Source organism: Bacillus sp. ISL-57, assembly GCF_018613135.1.
GTDB lineage: Bacteria > Bacillota > Bacilli > Bacillales > DSM-1321 > Peribacillus > Peribacillus frigoritolerans.
On sequence record NZ_JAGGQV010000007.1, the window covers coordinates 235,804 to 257,289 of the forward strand.

Here is a 21,486-nt window from a genome sequence, read left to right on the forward strand (position 1 = left end):
AGTAATGTATGTTTGAGGGGTTTGATCGTTTCCGATGATTTGCTTTAGATGTGGAAAAAAAGTCATGACTGCCTATTTGAAATTTTGCTGTTTGGCAATCCTTTTGGCTAGATTTATCAATTCTTGATGGCCTAGATGAACTCCGTCGAAAAATCCTAGAGCTACATACGGTTCTGCTTCTGATGGGAAAGTGGGTGCTGAACATGAATGATAGCCAAATCCATCTTCCTTCCTATGATTCTTGAAAGGTTCCATTTACTCAGTAAAAGGAACCCCCATAATCCTGCAGTCTTCCATCAACTTTTCACCATTTGCACTGGCGCCCTATTGAAAAGACTATGAGAGTCCATGTATGTTTTGCCTAAATTTTGCATGATTCATCCTAGATCCCGCTTCTATTTAGATGATGAATTCAGGCTTACTTTTTGCCAGGATCGGTTCTTTAAGAGGAACTTCCTCTCCTGATATTATATCAAGTACAGAAGATGCCTCATCAAACCATGAATCCGGAGCTTGGGCTCCCCAGAATGTCTGGCGTCTTGGATCATTCAAGTCCCAATGAATCGGTTCGGTATCCGGGTCAGATGTTAAGTAATCCCCATTGTATAATTCGATTCTATGGCCGTCCGGGTCTCTTAAATATAGGAAGAATGCATTGGATAGGCCATGCCTTCCTGGGCCGCGTTCGATCGACTGTGCATATCCAAGAGATGCCAGTACATCACAGGCATGGATAAGTGCAAGGGGGTCAGGTAGAAAAAAGCCTACATGGTGAAGTCTTGGACCGATACCGTTCATGAATGCCTGGTCATGGACCGTTTGCTTTCTATGTAGCCACGTTGCCCATAATTTGCCCGACTCATCCACTGTATCTTCCGAGCAGGCAAAACCTAATTCTTTCATATAAAAGTCAGAGGCTTTTTGCACATTTGGCACACAACAATTCACATGATCGATTCTTTGGACCCTCGAACCCCTATGCATATCATATCGTTGCAGTAATCTCTCGGCTTTATCCATTTTGTAAAAAAACTCCACTGGCAATCCTGAAATATCCTGAACTCGCAGTGACTTGCCTAGTGCATGCTGTGTTCCTTCCTGCATCCACTTCATTTTCATTCCCTTGGACAGGAAGAAAGATTCCAACCCTTCAAGGTCTTCCTCTTTTTCAACCTTGTATCCTATTGCTTCAACGCTTGGCTTTTCTGCCTTTTGCAAGATAAGCGAATGATGATGCGCTTCCTCTAAACCACGTAAATATATGTGGTCATTCGTTCTTTCCGTTTCAATAAAACCTAAAGCATCCACATAAAAGGCTCTTGATTTATCTAAATCTGTTACATTAAGTATCGTTCTCGCAACACGAATAATAGAAAAGTTCATAGTATTCTCCCCTTTTTTAATGAAACCCGGATTATTTTTCAGCAGAAGAAACGGCATTTTGTTTTATGTCGCCAAATTTTGGAATGTGATGTTCTCCAATTGCCACGTGGATAACTTGTGTTTCCGTATAGAATTCAAAGCTATAATGGCCGCCTTCACGTCCTACCCCACTATATTTCGATCCTCCAAATGGAATCCGCAAATCCCTAACGTTTTGGGAATTCACCCAGACCATCCCACTATCGACAGCTTGAGCAAATCTATGTCCACGTTTCATATCATTGGTCCAAACATAAGCAGCTAGCCCATACTTTACATCATTAGCCATTCTCAGTACTTCCTCTTCAGTCTTGAAAGGAATGACAGCCATGACAGGTCCAAAAATCTCTTCTTGTGCCACCGTCATATCATTTGTACAGTTCAAAAGAAGCGTCGGGGCAATAAAATTCCCTTCCTTGAATGCACTTGGTATGGCTCCGCTTACAATTTCCGCACCTTCATCTTTTGCTATATCCAGATATCGGGAGACATTATTAAAATGGTTACGATGGATCAGCGGTCCGATTTCCGTGTCTGGATCCATTGGGTTTCCAATTTTGATATGATGAACGCGCGCCTTCAATTCTGCCACGAACTGGTCTATTATCGATTCATGGACAAATAATCTGGAATTGGCTGTGCATCGCTCCCCATTGAATGAATAGATTCCCCATATCACTGAATCCAGGGCCTTTTCTAAATCTGCATCTTCAAAAATGACTGCTGGTGATTTACCGCCGAGTTCCATGGAAAAACGTTTCATTGTATCTGCACCATTTTTAATGATTTCAGCGCCGGTTGTCGTTTCTCCGGTAAAAGAAATCAATTGGACTTCAGGATGGGCAACCAAGGACGCCCCCGCTGTCTCCCCAAAACCGTGAACGATATTGAATACGCCTTTTGGCAGACCGGATTGATCAATGATTTGAGCTAATTTATTGGCAGTCAATGGAGACCACTCCGCCGGTTTAAGGACACATGTATTGCCTGTAGCCAGGGCCGGGGCGATCTTCCAGGTTTCTAACATGAAAGGTGCATTCCAAGGAGTGATTAATCCTGCCACTCCTATCGGTTTATGAATCGTATAATTGATGAAAGTGTCATCCATTTGATATGACTCTCCTATCAGCCTGCTTTTCACCATTTCAGAATAAAAACGGAAATTCTCCGCTCCCCTTGCCGCTTGTTTTTTTGTCTGGCTAATCGGCAACCCTGTATCCAGTGATTCCAAAAAGGAGATTTCTTCGGCATTTTCTTCAATTAGATCAGCAATCCTATTCATGTACTTCAATCTTTCTTCCACTTTCATCGTTCTCCATGGGCCATTATCGAATGCAGCTCTTGCGGCGGCGACCGCTTGATCAATATCCTCTTTAAACCCTTCTGCCACATTATTGATTGCTTGATTATTAAAAGGGCTTAGATTTTCAAATGTTTTTCCTGAGATACCATCCACAAATTGACCATTGACGTAATGCTTCACATCCTGCACGGGAAAGGTTTGCATGATAAATCCTCCTTTAAAAATTAATTCGGGAAGATGACAAAAATCGTTTGGATTTGTGCAATCTTCCCAACTAGCCATTATGACTGGATTTTTTGGTCAATCAACCCGTATGATTGAAGGGTTTCACGCAGCTCTTTTTCCAATGGTTCAGAAGGCGGTCCCATAGGCGGCCTTAATGCCGGATTGATTTTCCCCATCATCCCCATCGCAGCTTTTAATGGTCCTGGATTGGTTTCTTTAAATAAAACATCATTCAATGGCATTAATTTGTAATGGAGGTCAAGCGCCTTATCTACATCACCCTCCACCCAAAGGTTATAAATGTCCGCCACTTCTTTAGGAGTGATATTGGCAGTAGCACTTATATGTCCTGCCCCTCCAATAGCCAACATTGGATAGCATAATAATTCAATGCCAGAATATAAGAGAAAATCCCTTCCGCAATTTAATAAGACACGGTTCACATGTTCGAAATCTTTATTAGATTCTTTTACACCAATAATATTTTCACAATCTTCAGCAAGACGTGCCAATGTCTTCACTTCTAAATTCGTCGCCGTTCTTCCGGGAATGTTATAAACGATCAGCGGGATATCAACAGCATTAGCTACGGTTTTAAAATGATTATAAAGTGCCTGTTGATTCGGTTTATTGTAATAAGGTACGATGACTAAAGCAGCATCCGCGCCCATTTCCTGTGCCCTTTTTGTCAAATGCAACGTTTCTTTCTGATTGGCAGATCCGGTACCTGGTGCAACTGGAACACGGGCTTTTGCTGCTTTAATTGCCGTTTCCATCACTAATTCCCGTTCTTCAATCGTAAGTGAACTCGGCTCGCCTGTAGTCCCGCATACCGAAATTCCATGGGAACCGCTTTCAATATGCCAGTTTACTAGATTTTCAATGGCCTTTACATCAACTTCCATCTTGTCATCAAAGGGAGTGATAACGGGTGCGATGGATCCTCTTAAACGACTTTTGATTTCCTCGTACATTTTTCTACCACCTTTTCGTTATTTGAATATTCCGAATAATCCAAGTGAAAAAATCGGCTTTGCTTTTATCAATAATCAATCGACTATAATAAAACAAAGCCTGGGTCATCAAAGTGCCTGATCTTGATTAGTTTCCGCCCTCTGCTTGAATGTGCTTATCGCATTCAGTTTATGCTTTCTCACCAATGATTCAATTTCTTCAAAAGATGCTTTTTCCTTTAGGAGCTTTATGATGCTTTCATGTTCGCGAATCGATTGGACTGCGCGTTGCGGCACCATGGTGAACATGGACTTTCTGACTCTATTCATTCTTTGTTGTGCCTGTTTAATTTCCTCTATTAAAAAGGAATTTCCGGACTTTTCATAAATTTCCGCATGGAAACATTCGTTTAATTTACCAAACAGCTCTAATTCAAAGTTATGGAGGGCTTTTTCCATTTCATTGTTTAAATTAATTAGATTTTCAAAATCATGATCATTCATGGTTAAAGAACTGAGTGCAGCTGCATATCCTTCAAGCAGAGATAAAACAGAAAGAGTTTCAATGTATTCGCTCTCATTTATGCTTGTAACCACCGCTCCACTATAAGGCTTATATTGAATAAGGCCGTCAGATTCCAGTTGCCTGATCGCTTCCCTGACAGGAATCGGACTTAAACTAAGTTCTTTTGCCGTTTGATCGATAATGATCCGCTGTCCAGAACCATATGTTCCATCCAAAATTAATTTACGAAGGTGCTCATAAGCTAGTTGCTTTTTGCTGGGGTTTTTGCTTTTCTCTTCCATATTTTCATCATATATGAAATCATATATGATTGCAATCGATTTTCATTAAAAATCATATATGATTTTCCACATGCTTGTTTGCATATATAAATGCAAAGTCCCGCCTTCTTCACGAGTCGAAATATAATCCAACTAAAAAAAACCTGCAGACTCAGTCTGCAGGTTTTTAATAATAAATTAGGCCATTTTTGAATTAACGAATGAATGTATTCTTTCAACGGCTGCTTCCAGCAGCTCCAGTGAAGTTGCATAAGAGAGTCTGATGTTATCAGGTGCACCGAACCCTGAACCTGGAATAACAGCCACTTGGGCTTCTTCAAGCAACGCAGTCGTAAAATCTTCGACATTGCTGTACCCTGTTAATTCAACTGCACGTTTAACGTTCGGGAATAAATAAAATGCCCCTTGTGGTTTAATGCAGCTTACACCTGGAATTTCAACCAATTTATCATAGATTTTATTCAAACGGCCTTCAAATGCTTGACGCATTTCCTCAACAGGCTCCTGTGTACCTTCATAAGCCGCAATCGCACCATATTGAGCGGTTGTGGTTGGGTTGGATGTGCTATGGCTAGCAAGGTTCGCCATTGCTTTAATGATGGACTCATCACCGGCTGCATAACCTATTCTCCAGCCAGTCATCGAGTGCGATTTAGAAACACCATTGATGATGATCGTTTGCTTTTTCAATTCAGGTGAAATCTCTGCAATGGATGTATGTTTAGCATTTCCATAAACCAATTTTTCGTAAATTTCGTCGGAAACGATCAAGATATCATGAGCCAGGCAAACTTCCCCGATAGCCGCCAATTCTTCCCTGGAATAAAGCATGCCCGTTGGATTGCTTGGAGAGTTGATAATAACCGCTTTCGTTTTATCGGTAATTGCTTGTTCTAATTGTTCTTTCGTGATTTTATATTGATTTTCTTCCGTACCGACTATATATACCGGCTTACCGTCAGCAAGCTTGATTTGCTCAGGATAGCTCACCCAATATGGTATCGGAACAATGACTTCATCTTCTTCATCCAGGATCGCTTGAAACAATGTGTACAGCGAGTGCTTTGCACCTGAGCCAACTGCAATTTCAGAAGGTTTGTAATCCAAGCCCTGATCACGCTTCAATTTAGCCGCAATTGCTTCTTTTAGCTTCGGCAGACCAGCGGATGGCGTGTATTTAGTTTGACCTTCATTCATGGAAAGAAGTGCTGCATCTATGATATGTTTGGGCGTATTATAGTCTGGTTCACCTGCACCCAAACCAATTATATCTAAACCTTGGGCCTTAAGTTCCTTTGCTTTTGCCGTAATGGCCAATGTTGTTGATGGCGTTAATGACTGAACACGGTTCGCTAATTTCATTTTAAATTAATCCTCCATTCTAAATGCTTCGATAATACTTTAGCCATTCCCCAGTTTTAAAATCATAATAGTCATAATTAAAGCGCTCGGATTCATCAAGATACGTTACTTCCCAAAGCGGGACGTTCTTTTCCATGCCTAGCTTAACCGAAATGATTTTTTGAGGATTAAGCTTTTCTTTGACAATGTTCATGATCTCTTTTTTTGATTTACCATCTTTATAGTTTTCCACTACTATTTCTTTCTTCTTGTCCTCAGGAAGCCAGACTATTTTTTTAGTCCCTTTTTCCCCCTTACCAATGATGACAGAGTATGAATCCTGCCCATTATAAAGGTAGAATTCTTCCATGGTAACAAGGCCGCCCTCTTCCTTTGCCTTTTTAAAAGCCTCATCACCAGCCTCTTTTTTAGGCTGCAACGCTTTAATATATGCCCCGCTGACAAATCCGATAAAACAAAGGACTAGGATAGAAGCAATAATCAACCATTTTTTCAAAGCTGCTTTTCCTTCTTTCTATGTACGATAAATTGTAAATATCGCTTTTTCTTGATCTTGGGAATCCAATGCCAGACCGAACATCAAATCATCTTTTTTCAATGTTCGGTTCAAGGAATCCACAATTTTATACAGATCAGGAGAATTTTGCAACCTGACTGTTGAAATTACTTCGATTTTACTTTCCATGAAAATGCCCCTCCATTTTAATAAATTGTCAACAACCACTGGTATGAATAGGATTTGAAGGCTTTACCACCTATCACATTATACCAGCTCAGTGGTTATTTTTCTTTATAAATTCATAAAAATTCCTGGATTAATGAATTATCAAGATCCTTTAAATCCACTCTTCTATCATTTCAGCCATTTCTGAAATAGTGCCTTGGTGCCAGTCCACTTTCGGAATGGCCTTTTGAAATTCAGTTCCATATTTAGCAGTGATGATGCGGCGATCGAGTATAACCAAAATCCCTTTATCTTCCGGAGTGCGTATAAGCCTTCCGAAACCTTGTCGGAACCTTAATAGGGCTTCGGGTAATGAATACTCAGAGAATGGATTGCGCCCCTGATTCTCGAGAAGTTGGCATTTTGCAGCTGTTACTGGTTCATCCGGTGGCGAAAAAGGCAGCCTGACAATGATTAAACAAGATAAATCCTCGCCAGGGATATCGACGCCCTCCCATAAGCTGGTTGTCCCAAACAGGACCGCTTTCTCGAAGTTTTGGAAATTCCTGAGCAGCCTCATCCGGCTTCCGCCAGAAATCCCTTGTGCAAACAGGGTGAACTCATCCAGAACACCACAATCTTTGACCGAATGATAGGTTGCCCGCAGCATTTCATGCGAGGTGAATAATACCATCATTCTCCCTTTCGCTGCCTGAGCGGCAGCAATAATATGGTTTGCTGCAGTTTCGGAGAATTCGTCCACCGATAAACAATTGATATCTGGCAGATCATTTGGTACCAGTACCTTTACGAGTTTCTTATAAGGAAAGGGTGATGGAAAACTTGCTGTCTGGATCGGCTCATTCTCTAATCCGAGTTGTTCCTTAAAATACTTAAAAGAATCCTTCACCACAAGGGTTGCCGATGTCATGACCACACTTTTTTGGCGACCGAAATAGGAATCCCATAGCCGTTTACTGCCTGCAATCGGCTGAACCGTCAAAGTCACCCCATGCTGAGGTGCTGCATTCGTATAATCAAGCCAATAAATATTTTCTTCGTGGGGCTTGATGAAAAACTCATGCAAGGAGACCCTGGTATCCTGTAAATGTCCAAGCAGCACCTCGATATCATTCAAGTGAAATAATGAATTTTTCCCTAATGGGGACTCATTATTCAATAAAAGGGCCAATCTTTTCTCTAACTCCGTGATGATGTATCCTAATAAATCCACCAACCGCTCAGCGACAAGAATCGCTTTTCCCCATCTTCCATCATTCATTTTGAATGAAAGCCGTTTTGGACTCACAGAACGTGAAAGTTTTTCCGCCTGATTGGAAAGGTAATAAAAAAGCTGTTCGAATTCATACGAAAAATCACTAAGCTTTTGATCTAATTCATGTGAAGACTTTCCATCCGTCAGTCCGTTATTCAAGAGCATCCTGTCCAATTTATATAATAATTGCTTTTGATCCGATGTCCCCAGTCTGTTCAAAATCGTCTTCACCGAAATGTAATTTAGCCTGCTCCCAAGCTGTTTGGATGCAGCCTGTTCCAAATGGTGTGCTTCATCGAGAACCAAATACCCTTTTTTGGGAATCAAGGCGTCTTCCGTAAGAAGATCCGTCATTAAAAATGAATGGTTAGTAATGATGATATCCGCCTTGGCAGCTGTTTTTTTTGCCCGTTCAAAAAAATCCAATTCAAGCCAGGGCTGTTTTAAACCGGCGTATGTAAGACCATCGCTTTGAAGCCTATTCCAAAATAGCTGACCGCCGCTTGTTAGGTTCAATTCATCTTTATCACCTGTTACGGTCTCAGTAAGCCAAACCAATATCTGCATTTTCGTTAAGGCCGTTTCATAATTATCTTCCTTTTCACGCAAAGCCCTTTCGAACTTTGCCAAGCTCAAATAATTGCTTCTCCCCTTCAGTAAAACGGCTTGAAAGGTAAAAGGAAGGATTTTCTTAAGCTTAGGAACTTCGTTTTGAAGAAGTTGGTCCTGCAACTGAAGCGTATATGTCGAAACGACGACAGGTTTTTGATGTTTTTTTGCAAAATAAACGGCCGGAAGCAGATAACCTATCGATTTACCAATACCTGTTCCAGCTTCAATGATTGCATCCTGGCTGGTTTCGAAAGAATTGTGAATCAGGTTCATCATATCAAGTTGTCCGCTTCTTGCTTCGAATGCAGGGAATGCATTTTGGAGCATGGCTATTTTTTCATCATTGCCGAGCGGGAATTTAGCCCCCGTGTCTTTATGATCACCTTCCTGTTCAGCCTTTTTAAAGGCAAGGCCCCTATAAGTAATTAGATCAGGCGAATGGACTTCGGCTTTAGCAAGTTTGCTTGCAATGCAAGCATCTATTAATTCGGAAACCTCACTTTGTAAGGAATAAGATAATCGATACAACTGTTTAAGTGTCATGACTGGAAGATTCATCAGCTTTTTTTTCAATTCCAACAATAATAAAGCGGTGGCATATGCATCACTATCCGCTTGATGGGGCCTGGAATGATCTAGGTTTTCTTCTTTTGCCAGCTGGTGCAGCTTATATCCATCGGATGTTGGTTTTAATATTTTCGCTAACTCCACTGTATCAAGGGTGGAACCATAAAACGGCTCAAACCCGCATCGCACTAGTTCTTCCTGTAAAAAAGATAAATCAAATAAAACATTATGGGCAACAAAACAAGCCCCTTCTATAAGCCGGGCAATATTTTCTGCAACATCTTCAAAGTCAGGTGCATTTTTTACCGTCTCGTTGCTTATTCCGGTCAATTCTTCAATAAACAAGGAAATTTCCTGTCCGGGGTGGATGAATGTCGAGTATTCATCCACGATTTGGTCATTTTCGATGACCACTCCAGCAAATTGAATAATCCTATCTCCTTTTTTCGGAGAATTCCCTGTTGTTTCCAAATCGACCACTACATATCGTTGCATCATGAATTGTACACCTCAAACTTCGCTTTCTCCACTTCCTGATGGAATTCTCTTATCTTTTTTATACCATAATAATCGTAATAAAGGAAACAAGCCGTTCATCAAAAGACGAAAAGGACCGGCACCTGTATGCATGTTTCATGCACATGTGCCGGCCCTCCGCTTACATGATCGTAGCTGCAGGTTCGTTTGAAATTAAATCAATGATTTTATTGTTTTCATCCATGATCGCAACTTTTGGTTTGTGATCTCCCAGTTTATCCTCTGGAACCATCACATAAGAAATGATTATCACGATATCATCCGGCTGCACCAGTCTAGCTGCCGCTCCATTCAAACACACGACACCGCTCCCCCGTTCACCCGCAATCACATACGTTTCAAGCCTTGCACCATTATTATTATTCACGATGGCGACTTTCTCATTAGGCACAATCCCCACCGCATCTATTATATCTTCATCAATCGTAATGCTGCCTACATAATTCAAATTAGCTTCAGTTACCCTTGCACGGTGGATTTTACCATTCATCATCGTTCGAAACATCTCAATTCCCCCTGATCTTATGATTTATTCTATATATAAGGTGATATTATCAATTAGTCTTGCATGCTTGAACTTTACAGCCATTGCAATGATGATGTTTCCTGTCAATGATTCTAGTGGTTTAAGTTCCGGGTATTGATAGACTTCAATATAGTCGATCACTCCACTTGTTTGGGCAGTAATATGTTCACTAATTAGAGCCGTGACGGTAGCTGCATTTCTTTCACCCGATTCAACCGCCTCTTTGGCCTTCAATAAACTTTGGTACAGCTCTTTAGCCTCCATGCGTTCTTGATCTGATAGGTTCACATTTCGCGAACTCTTCGCTAACCCATCTTCCTCGCGTACGGTATCTACAGCAACAAGCTGGATAGGGAAATTGAAGTCTTTGATCAGTCCATCTATCACGGCGACTTGCTGGGCATCCTTCTTACCAAAGTAAGCTCTATCCGGAAGGATGATATTGAAGAATTTCGTTAAGACTGTCGCTACACCATCAAAGTGTCCAGGCCTTTGTCGCCCGCATAAAACATCCGTCCTGCTTTGGACAACAACTTTCACAGAAGGTTCTTCTCCGTACATTTCATGGACTGTTGGATAGAAGAGATAATCCACTCCGCCATTGGCTGCGACATTTTCATCCCGTTCCAAATCCCGCGGATATGTTTCAAAATCCTCATTCGGTCCAAACTGCATCGGATTTACAAAAATACTCAATACCACAATATCATTTTCTTTGCGGGCCTTTTCCAAAAGGGTTGCATGCCCCTCATGCAAAAACCCCATTGTCGCTACATAGCCAATGCTTTTGTGATTGTTTTTTTCCTCTCTAAGTGCCAATTGCAAATCAGCTGCTGATGTAAAAGTTTTCATCTTTTTCCTCCGTAAAGTTCAGAAAGCTGCTCTTCCTTCATCGTGAATGTATGTTCTTCCGACGGAAAATCTTTAGATTTCACTTCATTCACAAAGCTTGTAATCGATTGGCCAATCAGTTCATTGGCATCTCCATAAACTTTTACGAATTTCGCTAGTCGATCTACCCCATACTTGATGACATCATGGTAAACGAGGACTTGACCATCCGTTTCTGCGCCTGCTCCAATTCCAATGGTTGGAATTTCGAGATTTCGTGTGACAAGTTCCCCCACTTGATATGGAACACATTCAAAAACTACTAGCATCGCCCCTGCCGCTTCACACTTTCTCGCATCTTCCAAGAGTCGTGCTGCACTTTCTGCATCTTTTCCTTGCACTTTATATCCCCCCAGAACTCCGACGGATTGAGGAGTCAAGCCAAGATGGGCTACAACCGGGATGCCTGCCTTTGTCAATGCTGATATTTTTTCAACAACATCATCCGCTCCCTCAAGCTTCACGGCATCCGCATTGCCTTCCTGCATGATGCGGGCTGCATTTTTCAGTGTTTCATCCATTGATAGGTGATAGCTCATAAAGGGCATATCCGTCACGACAAATGTATTTGGTGCCCCCCGTTTTACTGCCTTCGTATGATGGATCATGTCATTCACCGTAACTGGAATCGTTGAGTCATATCCCAATACGACCATTCCTAAAGAATCACCGACTAAAATCATGTCTACACCTGATTGTTCGGCTAACTTTGCTGACGGGTAATCATAAGCCGTGAGCATGACAATCTTCTCTTGATTTTGTTTCATCTTCAAAAAATCTCCGGACAATTTCATTACGTTTCCTCCTTTTAATGGAGGAGATGAAAACATCAGCGAAAACTGGTGTCTATACATTCATGCGCAAAAAAAGGACTGACTAAAAAAGTATCTGTTTTCGCTTCGAAAAACGGCATGTAAAGCCACAATTCGATCAATAAACAGCACTTAGCTTTTTAGTCAATCCCTTTGTTTCATCAGAAGTTTCATCCCTCCGTCCCAGTCCAGTTCTCTGGATCAAGGCAGATTTTCATATAATTTGGTATTTATGGGGGTGCAGTTCACATGAGATACTGCCCACTTGCATTATAACAAGCCAAATTGAATATTTCTATTTAATTTTCACGAATTTGACAAAAACCTACTGAATTTCAATATCTGCAGAATATATCGAATGTACGGTTCCTTTTCCGTCTTCAAGAAGTAAGACGCCTGAATCCGTTATGCCCAATGCTTTTCCGATAATCGTGTCATTAACGGTACTGGCTTTGATTACCTGTCCAAGACTGATCGCATAACTCTCCCATAAATCCTTTATAGGCATGAACCCTTGATCTAAATATAGTTCGTACAAATTTTCCAGGCGAAATAATGCTCGTTGAATGACCTTGGACCTTGAAACCGTCCCTCCACTTTCAATGAGAAGGGAAGACGCTTTTTCCTGCAGTTCTTCAGGAAAATCCTCCAATTGCTGATTGATATTCATTCCAATTCCGATAATGACAGAATGGATTCTATCTGACTCCGCCTGCATCTCCGTAAGGATGCCCACCACTTTCTTGCGATTCACCAAAATATCATTAGGCCACTTTATTTGCGGCTTCAAATCAGTGGTATCCTCTATAGCCTGAGCTATAGCGACCGCGGCCAATAATGTAAGTTGTGGCGCCTCATGAATCGGAATTTTCGGTCTTAGGATGAGACTCATCCATATCCCGCTGAATTTTGGGGAATGCCAAGATCTCATTAGCCTTCCTTTTCCGGATAACTGCTCCTCGGCAACGACGAGGGTTCCCTCCTGAACGCCTTCATTTGCTAGTTGATGCGCAATTTTTTGAGTGGATTCCACAGTTTCCTGATAATGTATCATCTTGCCGATCGTTTTTGTTTCCAAGCCAAGTTGTATTTCGCTCTCGGATACTTTTTCCGGCGCCGATATGATCCGGTAGCCTTTTTTCCTAACAGCTTCGACATTATACCCTTCACTTCGCAGGTCTTCTATATGCTTCCAGACCGCTGTGCGCGAACAGCCAATGTATTCAGCAATTTCCTGACCGGATATAAACGCACCATCCGCTTTTGAGAGGGCTTCCATCAGCTTTGTTCTTAACTCAGATTGCATTTCTCCAGCCACCTCTTAATTTCTTCTTTATCATTTCTTAATTCTTCATTCAAGACAGCTTTCAATATTTTTTCCAAGTATTCCTTGACCCATGGACCTGGTTTTTCTTGATGCCAAATCAATAAATCCGTCCCCGTGACATCAAGATCCGACATTTGTTTTATAATAAGTTCATTGTAGCGTTGGTGTGCATTCTCTTCAGCATCCGATACATTCCCGGCTTTCAGTGCAGCTCTGACTTTAGCAGCTTGTACCGTTATGCCATGACCTGCCTGAAATACATCGATGGCTGATGGTTCTTTACTCTTCACCAGCTTTATCGTACGTTGAACGTTTCTTATAGTTTTCAATGGCAGCTTCCATGCCCTCAAAGCCTCTTCGATTTCTTGATCATTTGTGTGAATCATGATGATAGACCATATTTCTGCAGCATTCAGTTGATGAAGCGGCAGGTTCAGTAAGTCCATCAGATGATCTTTTTTACTTGAGAATAGAGGCAGGTATTGATATAATCCGCTTTCCAACAAGAGTGAGAAAGCCTTTATCTTATTGGACCCGGCCGCTAGTTTCTCAAATTCAACCAGAATTCTCTCGACAGCGATTTCACTGATGTTCTGGGCGTTCTCTTTAAGGGAATCAAAGGTTTCTTGATCCAATTCAAAATCAAGTTGACTGACGAACCTTAAAGCACGCATCATTCTCAATGCATCTTCATGAAACCTTTCATGCGGGTTACCAACTGTGATAATCCTTTTTTGTGCCAAATCGCGCTTACCATTAAATGGATCGATGATCTTTCCGGTCCTATCCATTGCTATTGCATTCATGGTAAAATCTCTTCTTTGCAAATCTTCGGTCAAAGAACGGACAAACTTTACGGCATCGGGCCTGCGAAAGTCCGAATACCCGCTTTCCGTTCTAAACGTCGTAATTTCGTATGTACCCGTATCCGTAATGACAAGCACTGTACCGTGGTCGATTCCGATATCAGCCGTATTAGGAAAAATCCTTTTGATTTCCTGGGGTGTTGCGGAAGTAGCGATGTCCACATCGTTTATTGGCCTGCCAAGGATATAATCCCTTACAGAGCCGCCAACGAAATAAGCCTCATATCCTGCTTCTTCAATCAATTCCAGAATGGGTACTGATTTCAAGAATAATCGATCCATCAGCGTCTCCTCCCTATTCCATGGATTTACCTTCAAGTGCTTGAATGTAGATGGCTTCATACTCTGACATAATCGTATCACTATGGAAATCAGTATTGGCCCTTTCCATAGCAGCTTCAGAAAACCGTTTATGCAAACTCGGGTCGCTTAAAAGTCCAACCGCTTTTTCAGCAACCATTTTGACATCTCCCAATTCACAAATATAACCAGTCTCCCCATCAACGATGACTTCAGGTATTCCCCCGATATTCGTCCCGATACAAGGAACTCCACATGCCATCGCTTCGAGCAGCACAAGTCCGAAACTCTCTTTTTCCGATAACAGGAATATCAAATCACTGATTGAATATAATTCCGCAAGGTTATCCTGCTTGCCAAGGAACAAGACCGCATCATCGATTCCAAGATCTTTAGCCAATTTCAATACGGTTGTCACTTCCGGCCCGTCTCCTACGAGCAGTAGCTTTGCAGGCATCTTCTTTTGAGTTAAATAAAACGCCTGGATGACATCTTTCACTCGCTTGACCGAACGGAAATTCGAAACATGTATGATCACTTTTTCATCTTTCCTGATTCCGTATTCATCTTTAAGGTAATCGGAATCGGATTTATGGTACTCCCTTTCATCAATGAAATTATAGACGGTTTTGATTTCCTTTTCCGGCGCGATTAATTCATGTGTTTGCTGAACAAGGGAATTAGATACTCCTGTAACGACATCTGATTGCTCTATGCCGAATTTAATCAAATTGGTCAATGAGGGATCATGGCCCAAAACGGTAATATCCGTACCATGCAGTGTCGTTACGATCTTTACTTCATTACCTGACATCTGCTTTGCAAGGATCGCACAAACAGCATGTGGAATTGCATAGTGAACGTGAAGGATATCTAATTTCTCCCGTTTTACGACATCCGCCATCTTGCTTGCAAGTGCCAGGTCATATGGCGGATATTGAAAGACTGAATATGAGTTCACTTCAACCTGGTGATAAAAAATATTACAGTACATCTTATTTAAGCGAAAAGGGATGCTTGAAGAAATGAAATGTATTTCATGTCCTTTTTCTGCAAGCATCTTACCTAATTCAGTTGCTACGACACCAGAACCCCCAACTGTCGGGTAACAGGTAATTCCAATTTTTAATTTCATAAGATTATTATTCTCCTAACAAATCGGCATTGATCAGTAACGGTTTTTTTGTCATGAATCCCTCCGCAAAGGCGACACCCACTTCTTTGCCAAACATCCGCTCCCGTGCCTCTACAGTCTCGATATAGCCATTAACCAACGGTGTTTCTACAGATACCTGACTTTTTTCGAATTGGCTCCCATATGCCCTAAGGCTATCCAGCTTTTTCGATATTGTAGACGTGATATCCACGACGAAGTCCGGTTTGTGAAACCCATTGATCATATAATAGTGCATATTTTGGATTCGATGGGAATCCAGACCTTCTTCTTCCATATACTTTCTTACTCCTGCCGAAAAAACTGCTTCCTCGACTAATTTGGCACAGTTACCATGATCAGGATGGCGATCTTCCAAAAATGGTGCAAATACAAGTGCAGGTTTATATTGGCGAATGACCGTGATGATTTGGTTTATGTATTCCGCCTTCATGTATAAACCCCTGTCGGGTAGATCAAGGGAAATCCTCTTCACCCCAAGGATTTCAGCAGCCTTATCGGCTTCCTCTTGCCGCAGTGGAACGGTTCCATTGGACGACATTTCAGCTTTTGTCAAATCACAAATGACAATTTTCCTGCCTTGTTGCACATATTTAGCGATTGTGCCACCCATACCGATTTCAACATCATCCGCATGTGCCCCGAAAGCCAGGATATCTATGTTACTTTTGTTTATCATTTATCTCACCTTGTTTTTGCCTTAGTTTTAGCCAGTCCATATATCCATGTTTCAAACCTTGTATGAGCACTTCTGCAGTGCCCATATTCGTTGCCAAGGGTATTTCATATACATCTGATAGGCGGATAAGCGCCGATACATCAGGTTCATGCGGCTGTGATGTCAAAGGATCGCGGAAAAATAGGACCATGTCCATTTCTCCGCGTGCAATCATTGCACCTATTTCCTGATCCCCGCCAAGAGGTCCTGAATGAAAACGATGGACAGGCAGTGATACTTCTTCCATGATTCGTTTCCCAGTCGTACCTGTTGCAAATAATTCATGCTGCTCAAATACATCTTTATAGGCTGTCACAAATTGAATGATATCTTCTTTTTTCATATCATGGGCAATTAAGGCAATTTTCATCGTAAATCCTCCTGATCCCTATTCAATAATATTTTCCAGGCCGTATACAAGAACATCCAATTTCATGACGGTATCGACAGCAAGTTTGACTCCTGACATGAATGAAGCTCGATTAAAGGAATCATGCCTAACCGTCAATAGCTCTCCATCACTTCCGAAAAGCACCTGTTGATGGGCAACGAGTCCCGGCAGACGGACACTGTGGATATGCATGCCATCTACATTTGCACCTCTTGCCCCCTGGATGGTTTCTTTTTCATTAGGGTGCCCCTGTTGTTTTGTTTCACGTACAGCTGCAATCATGTCTGCCGTTTTGGAAGCAGTTCCAGAAGGTGCATCCAGTTTTTGATCATGGTGCATTTCTATGATTTCCACATCCGGGAAATACTTTGCGGCCATTTGGGAGAACTTCATCATCAAAATGGCGCCAATTGCAAAGTTTGGCGCGATGATGCAACCAATGCCCTTTTCTTTTGTCAATGATTCCAGCTTTGCTAAATCCTCTTTTGTAAAACCAGTCGTTCCCACTACAGGGCGGATGCCATGATTAAGTGCCGTTTCGGTATGGAACATGCCCACTTCCGGTGTGGTCAAATCGATCAATACGTCTGCCTCTACAGAAGAAAAGCATTCATTTATATCAGAAAAAACCGGTGCTTCAATCCCGTGAAAACCTTCTATTGCGGAAAGGCTTTCCCCGTTATGCTTGCGGTCTATGACAGCTGCCAATTCAAACCCTTCTGTCCTATGTACAAGCTTCACCGCTTCATTTCCCATTCTGCCTCGTGGACCTGCTACAATCACTTTCACTTTACTCATCTTTATTTTCCTCCTTCATTTCCTCTTCTTTTCTTGTCCATCTATCTTTATCGCGGGTTGTAAATTTCTCCATGACCGAATCATGCGAGTTTTGAAGATCGATCCCTAAAGAATTGGCAAAACAAATCAACACAAAAAGCATGTCCCCCAATTCCGCTTCAATGGTATTTTCTTCTTCTGTCGCCTTCTTTGGTTTTTCACCATGGTAATGATTGACTTCCCTAGCCAATTCCCCAAGTTCTTCAGACAAGCGGGCGAGCATGGCCAGAGGGCTGAAATATCCTTCTTTAAATTGTCCTATGTATCGGTCGACTTCCGCTTGCATTTGTTGGATCGTCTTTTGCTTTTCCATATGAGTCACCCATTCTTGATTTTCGTTTTCAAACATCATACCTTCTCCATGTTAGCTAAAAGTGAAACAGATGACAACAGATACGTTTGCGAATCAAAATTGCCCATAGTTGGTTAATTAGTTATAATAAGTAAATTAATGCTATGCAAACCTTTGGAGGTATGGGACATGCTTTTGGGCTTAAAATTGAAAAATATCATATTCATCCTTTTTGGGGCTGGAATATTCGCATTTGGCCTCGTGCATTTTAACATGCAGAACAACTTGGCCGAGGGCGGATTCACCGGTCTCACCTTGATTATATATCAACTTATCGGGATAAATCCTTCTTATTCTAATTTGATTTTGAATATTCCCTTATTTTTAATCGGGTGGAAATATTTAGGTCGCACATCTTTCTTTTATACGATTATCGGAACGGTTGGCCTCTCCGTTTGGCTATGGGTTTTCGAGAGATACGAATTTGAAATCAATCTCGGTAATGATTTGATGCTTGTGGCATTGTTTGCCGGGGTCTCGGTTGGTGTCGGGCTGGGCATCATTTTTCGTTACGGCGGTACAACAGGCGGAGTGGATATCATTGCCCGTTTTGCCCATCGTTACTTAGGGGTGGGCATGGGTCGGACCATGTTCATCTTTGATGCGGTCGTCATTGGCCTGTCCATCCTTACCTACCTGGATTACCGGCAAGCGATGTATACCCTTGTTGCCGTTTTTATAGGTGCCCGAGTAATCGACTTTATGCAAGAAGGAGCCTATGCTGCCAGAGGTGCAATGATCATTAGTGATAAAAACAAGGAAATTGCCGAAAAAATCATGAATGATATGGAGCGGGGCGTAACTGTATTAAGGGGCTATGGGTCCTTTACACGCAATGACCGGGAAGTCCTCTATTGTGTTGTTGGGAAAAATGAGTTAGTCCGCTTAAAAAATGCCATAACTTCTGTGGACCCTCATGCATTTGTATCAGTCAGTGAAGTTCATGACGTATTGGGTGAGGGCTTTACCCTTGATGAGAACAAGAATCCCATTGAAAGGTGATCCATTGACTGTACATACCGATTGAATGCAACCCTTATGAATGTTGCCCTGTCCAACTGAATTTTATTAGCTTGTGCAGAAATACTCTTAAAAATGAAAAAAGGACCCCATCCCAAGATGGTGTCCTTTTCTCATTAATCTTCTTCCCTCATTCCAGTATACATAAGCAGAAGGCGAACTAATTCCAGAACGGCTACAAGAGCGGCAGCAACATAAGTCATCGCAGCGGCACTTAATACTTTTTTCGTTTCCCGTTCTTCATCATTCCGGATGACCCCGGCGGAAACGAGTTGATCCATCGCCCGAGAAGAGGCATTGAATTCAACCGGCAGGGTTATCACTTGGAACAATACAGCGGCTGCCATAAATACGATACCAGCCAATAGCAACTCAGGGATTGAAGCTAACATCCCGATTAATATCAAAATCCAAGATATGTTAGAGCCAAAATTAGCTACCGGTACTAATGCATGACGGAAACGCAAGAATGCATAGGCTTCTTTATCTTGAATCGCATGTCCAACTTCATGGGCTGCTACCGCTACACCGGCAACTGAATGGCCGTGATAGTTATCCGTTGATAAACGCACTGTTTTATCCCTTGGGTCATAATGGTCCGAAAGCATTCCAGGCGTCTCTTCGACCCTGACATTGAACAGTCCATTTTGATCTAAAATGGCCCGTGCCGTCTCAGCACCGCTCATACCGGATGAGGCCGATACCTTTGAATATTTTTTATATGTGCTTTTCACTTTCATTTGTGCATAAATCGGGATTAAAATGATAATCGCCAAATAAATGAAATACATGGTATCCTCCTATAACTATTATTACTCTTAATTCTATGGATTGAAGGCAACCGTGTCAAATATAGTGTTCTCTTCCCCTGTCTTTTTAATCATTATGTTCTTTCCTTGGTTTTTCCCTATCCCCTTTATATTTTCTCCAGCCTACATAAGAAAGCGTCATGATGATGATTGAGCCTGTCGATATGATGACCCACCAAAGGGAAGGATCTGCATCATCTTCCCCCATATCATCAAAAATGGAGGTTAGTTCGTTTTGCAACGCATCCAGTTCCTTTTGACTTTCTCCATCACTGATTACCTCCGGACGGTATTGGTTGATGTATTGAATCCTCGTGTCCAGTTGCTGCATCGTTTCTTTAGAAAGGTCGACTTTCAAGCTTGGATATATCATTTCATATTGTGATAGGAATAAGTTCAATTGGCTATTGAAGGTAATTGTGTCTTGATTGATCGCGGCATTCTTTGTCTGCTGGAAAGAATTCATCATTTGATCCTCCATCTCCGTCCAAAGAGGCTGATGGGTGGACTTGACCGCATCAACAACAAGCCGGAACTTTGTAACAGAATTAACCTTTTCGGAATCTCCCTTGTTCATATCCTTTATTGTCATCAACGCCTCATTATGAGCTACAGTGATAATTCGAAGTTCGTCCATATCAAGGATCTGCTCTTTCGCTGTCTCTTTTAAAAACCGGTCAGAAAAAAACGTCAACATCTTTTCCGAATCTCCATATCGCTTCAACTTGGTCATTTCCAAGGCTCTATCGGAAATGTCATCTAATTGCTCCAAACTTGAAGAGGATTCTGCATAGACAGGGAAATGTAAGACGACAAATAAAACAGCAATGGTTAATATGAATTTTTTCAACATGCTACTCGTCCCTCCTCATATCTCTACTAAAACGATATGAAAGAAAAAACATGAGTAGACCTCGTTCAACATAAAAAAGTTAACCCTGCTTTTAAAAAGCTGTATTACGAGTTAACTTTTTAATGGATGATGGATAGGGTGGTCCGCTTTTTTCTATATCCAAAGTACCAGCCGACATAAATGGATAGTATACTGAGCCAAAAAGTGAAATAACCTATCGATTTCATATATACCAATAAATCACGATAAATTGGCATCATTTCAAAAACATAATCGATTATGTCATTATGTATGGTCCAAATCGCAGCCACTATCAAATGCCAAGGTTTTATTCGATAAAATGGTGCATATAATACCCCTTGTATCGCCATCCCCAAGTGAGAAGCCATTAACATATAACCTTCCCATGGCAATGAACCGGTTGTCACGAAGGTCATCAGATTCATTGCAACCGCCCATATTCCATATTTGAATAGAGTTATGATCGCCAACGCTTCCATAAGTCCGAAATTCCTTCTTAACAGAAACCCCAATAAAACAAATACAAAGAACAGGCTAGCTGTCGGACTGTCCGGCACAAATGCCAAAAAAATCGCCGGAGTGTTTTCCAATTGACTACCGTACCAATAATATCCATAGGCAGTACCGAATATATTTATTAATAATAACAAAGATAGCATTTGCCGGTTTGCAAGCAAACTGTAAATAACATTCATTCTTATACCCTCACTTACATTCTCAAGTATATTCATTTTACAGGCCATCAACCAGAAAACCAAGTATTCATTTCATATTCTTCTCATATACGCTTCAATTTACCAATAAAAAAGCCGACAACCGTAGTCGTCAGCTTTATTTGCAGCCTATGAAAGAAATTGAAGT

General features: G+C 41.5%; 23 protein-coding genes. 1 reads left to right on the forward strand and 22 read right to left on the reverse strand.

The features are described from left to right. Positions 1 to 72 precede the first annotated feature (72 nt). The 19 genes from J7I90_RS12485 to J7I90_RS12575 form a co-directional block, all read right to left on the reverse strand. Complete coding sequence (locus J7I90_RS12485; protein ID WP_214772014.1) at positions 73 to 255, reverse strand: hypothetical protein; 183 nt, start codon at positions 253 to 255, stop codon at positions 73 to 75. A 144-nt stretch (positions 256 to 399) separates the two neighbouring features. Further along, positions 400 to 1,383, reverse strand: coding sequence for a 3,4-dihydroxyphenylacetate 2,3-dioxygenase (gene hpaD, locus J7I90_RS12490; RefSeq protein WP_134782127.1), 984 nt, complete (start codon positions 1,381 to 1,383; stop codon positions 400 to 402). A gap of 31 nt (positions 1,384 to 1,414) precedes the next feature. Continuing rightward, positions 1,415 to 2,929, reverse strand: coding sequence for a 5-carboxymethyl-2-hydroxymuconate semialdehyde dehydrogenase (gene hpaE / locus J7I90_RS12495; protein ID WP_214772016.1), 1,515 nt, complete (start codon positions 2,927 to 2,929; stop codon positions 1,415 to 1,417). Positions 2,930 to 3,006: 77 nt separating this feature from the next. Next, positions 3,007 to 3,924: a 2,4-dihydroxyhept-2-ene-1,7-dioic acid aldolase gene (gene hpaI / locus J7I90_RS12500; protein WP_063590708.1), complete on the reverse strand. Its 918-nt coding sequence runs from the start codon at positions 3,922 to 3,924 to the stop codon at positions 3,007 to 3,009. A 108-nt stretch (positions 3,925 to 4,032) separates the two neighbouring features. Next, a complete protein-coding gene (locus J7I90_RS12505) occupies positions 4,033 to 4,710 on the reverse strand; it encodes a GntR family transcriptional regulator (protein ID WP_214772018.1) in 678 nt (225 codons plus the stop codon). A gap of 177 nt (positions 4,711 to 4,887) precedes the next feature. Beyond that, complete coding sequence (locus J7I90_RS12510; RefSeq protein WP_053535574.1) at positions 4,888 to 6,072, reverse strand: pyridoxal phosphate-dependent aminotransferase; 1,185 nt, start codon at positions 6,070 to 6,072, stop codon at positions 4,888 to 4,890. Between the two features lie 19 nt (positions 6,073 to 6,091). Then, a complete protein-coding gene (locus J7I90_RS12515) occupies positions 6,092 to 6,568 on the reverse strand; it encodes a cell wall elongation regulator TseB-like domain-containing protein (RefSeq protein WP_214772020.1) in 477 nt (158 codons plus the stop codon). Between the two features lie 18 nt (positions 6,569 to 6,586). Continuing rightward, on the reverse strand, positions 6,587 to 6,757 hold the full coding sequence (locus tag J7I90_RS12520) for a YpmA family protein (RefSeq protein ID WP_214772022.1): 171 nt from the start codon (positions 6,755 to 6,757) through the stop codon (positions 6,587 to 6,589). Positions 6,758 to 6,908: 151 nt separating this feature from the next. Next, entirely contained in the window at positions 6,909 to 9,689 is a 2,781-nt protein-coding gene (gene dinG / locus J7I90_RS12525; protein ID WP_214772024.1) for an ATP-dependent DNA helicase DinG, read from the reverse strand. 160 nt (positions 9,690 to 9,849) lie between these two features. Continuing rightward, the gene (gene panD / locus J7I90_RS12530) at positions 9,850 to 10,233 is read right to left on the reverse strand and encodes an aspartate 1-decarboxylase (protein WP_214772027.1); all 384 of its coding nucleotides are present in this window, start codon (positions 10,231 to 10,233) and stop codon (positions 9,850 to 9,852) included. 24 nt (positions 10,234 to 10,257) lie between these two features. Further along, a complete protein-coding gene (gene panC, locus J7I90_RS12535) occupies positions 10,258 to 11,106 on the reverse strand; it encodes a pantoate--beta-alanine ligase (RefSeq protein ID WP_214772029.1) in 849 nt (282 codons plus the stop codon). Further along, a complete protein-coding gene (panB, locus tag J7I90_RS12540; RefSeq protein WP_214772031.1) occupies positions 11,103 to 11,939 on the reverse strand; it encodes a 3-methyl-2-oxobutanoate hydroxymethyltransferase in 837 nt (278 codons plus the stop codon). Before panB ends, panC begins: the two co-directional genes overlap by 4 nt. Positions 11,940 to 12,282: 343 nt before the next feature. Next, positions 12,283 to 13,263: a biotin--[acetyl-CoA-carboxylase] ligase gene (locus tag J7I90_RS12545; RefSeq protein ID WP_214772033.1), complete on the reverse strand. Its 981-nt coding sequence runs from the start codon at positions 13,261 to 13,263 to the stop codon at positions 12,283 to 12,285. Continuing rightward, positions 13,248 to 14,432: a CCA tRNA nucleotidyltransferase gene (locus J7I90_RS12550; protein ID WP_214772035.1), complete on the reverse strand. Its 1,185-nt coding sequence runs from the start codon at positions 14,430 to 14,432 to the stop codon at positions 13,248 to 13,250. Before J7I90_RS12550 ends, J7I90_RS12545 begins: the two co-directional genes overlap by 16 nt. 13 nt (positions 14,433 to 14,445) lie before the next feature. After that, complete coding sequence (bshA, locus tag J7I90_RS12555; RefSeq protein WP_214772037.1) at positions 14,446 to 15,585, reverse strand: N-acetyl-alpha-D-glucosaminyl L-malate synthase BshA; 1,140 nt, start codon at positions 15,583 to 15,585, stop codon at positions 14,446 to 14,448. 7 nt (positions 15,586 to 15,592) lie between these two features. After that, on the reverse strand, positions 15,593 to 16,303 hold the full coding sequence (gene bshB1 / locus J7I90_RS12560; RefSeq protein WP_214772039.1) for a bacillithiol biosynthesis deacetylase BshB1: 711 nt from the start codon (positions 16,301 to 16,303) through the stop codon (positions 15,593 to 15,595). Next, on the reverse strand, positions 16,287 to 16,712 hold the full coding sequence (locus J7I90_RS12565; protein ID WP_048681639.1) for a methylglyoxal synthase: 426 nt from the start codon (positions 16,710 to 16,712) through the stop codon (positions 16,287 to 16,289). The genes bshB1 and J7I90_RS12565 overlap by 17 nt, the downstream gene beginning before the upstream one ends. A gap of 18 nt (positions 16,713 to 16,730) precedes the next feature. Continuing rightward, positions 16,731 to 17,531: a 4-hydroxy-tetrahydrodipicolinate reductase gene (gene dapB / locus J7I90_RS12570; RefSeq protein ID WP_214772042.1), complete on the reverse strand. Its 801-nt coding sequence runs from the start codon at positions 17,529 to 17,531 to the stop codon at positions 16,731 to 16,733. Continuing rightward, entirely contained in the window at positions 17,524 to 17,883 is a 360-nt protein-coding gene (locus tag J7I90_RS12575) for a nucleotide pyrophosphohydrolase (protein WP_214772170.1), read from the reverse strand. Before J7I90_RS12575 ends, dapB begins: the two co-directional genes overlap by 8 nt. Positions 17,884 to 18,051: 168 nt before the next feature. Between J7I90_RS12575 and J7I90_RS12580 the strand changes: the two genes are divergently transcribed. Next, entirely contained in the window at positions 18,052 to 18,924 is an 873-nt protein-coding gene (locus tag J7I90_RS12580; RefSeq protein ID WP_053535584.1) for a YitT family protein, read from the forward strand. 134 nt (positions 18,925 to 19,058) lie between these two features. On the opposite strand, the gene J7I90_RS12585 is transcribed toward J7I90_RS12580, so the two are convergent. From J7I90_RS12585 to lhaT, 3 genes are all read right to left on the reverse strand, one after another. Then, a complete protein-coding gene (locus tag J7I90_RS12585) occupies positions 19,059 to 19,733 on the reverse strand; it encodes a zinc metallopeptidase (RefSeq protein ID WP_214772043.1) in 675 nt (224 codons plus the stop codon). An 85-nt stretch (positions 19,734 to 19,818) separates the two neighbouring features. Beyond that, positions 19,819 to 20,604: a sporulation protein YpjB gene (gene ypjB, locus J7I90_RS12590; protein ID WP_214772045.1), complete on the reverse strand. Its 786-nt coding sequence runs from the start codon at positions 20,602 to 20,604 to the stop codon at positions 19,819 to 19,821. A 119-nt stretch (positions 20,605 to 20,723) separates the two neighbouring features. Continuing rightward, positions 20,724 to 21,320 carry a lipoprotein heptaprenylglyceryl N-acetyltransferase LhaT gene (lhaT, locus tag J7I90_RS12595; RefSeq protein WP_214772172.1) on the reverse strand — a complete coding sequence of 199 codons (597 nt, stop codon included), beginning with the start codon at positions 21,318 to 21,320 and terminating at the stop codon, positions 20,724 to 20,726. Positions 21,321 to 21,486: the final 166 nt, after the last annotated feature.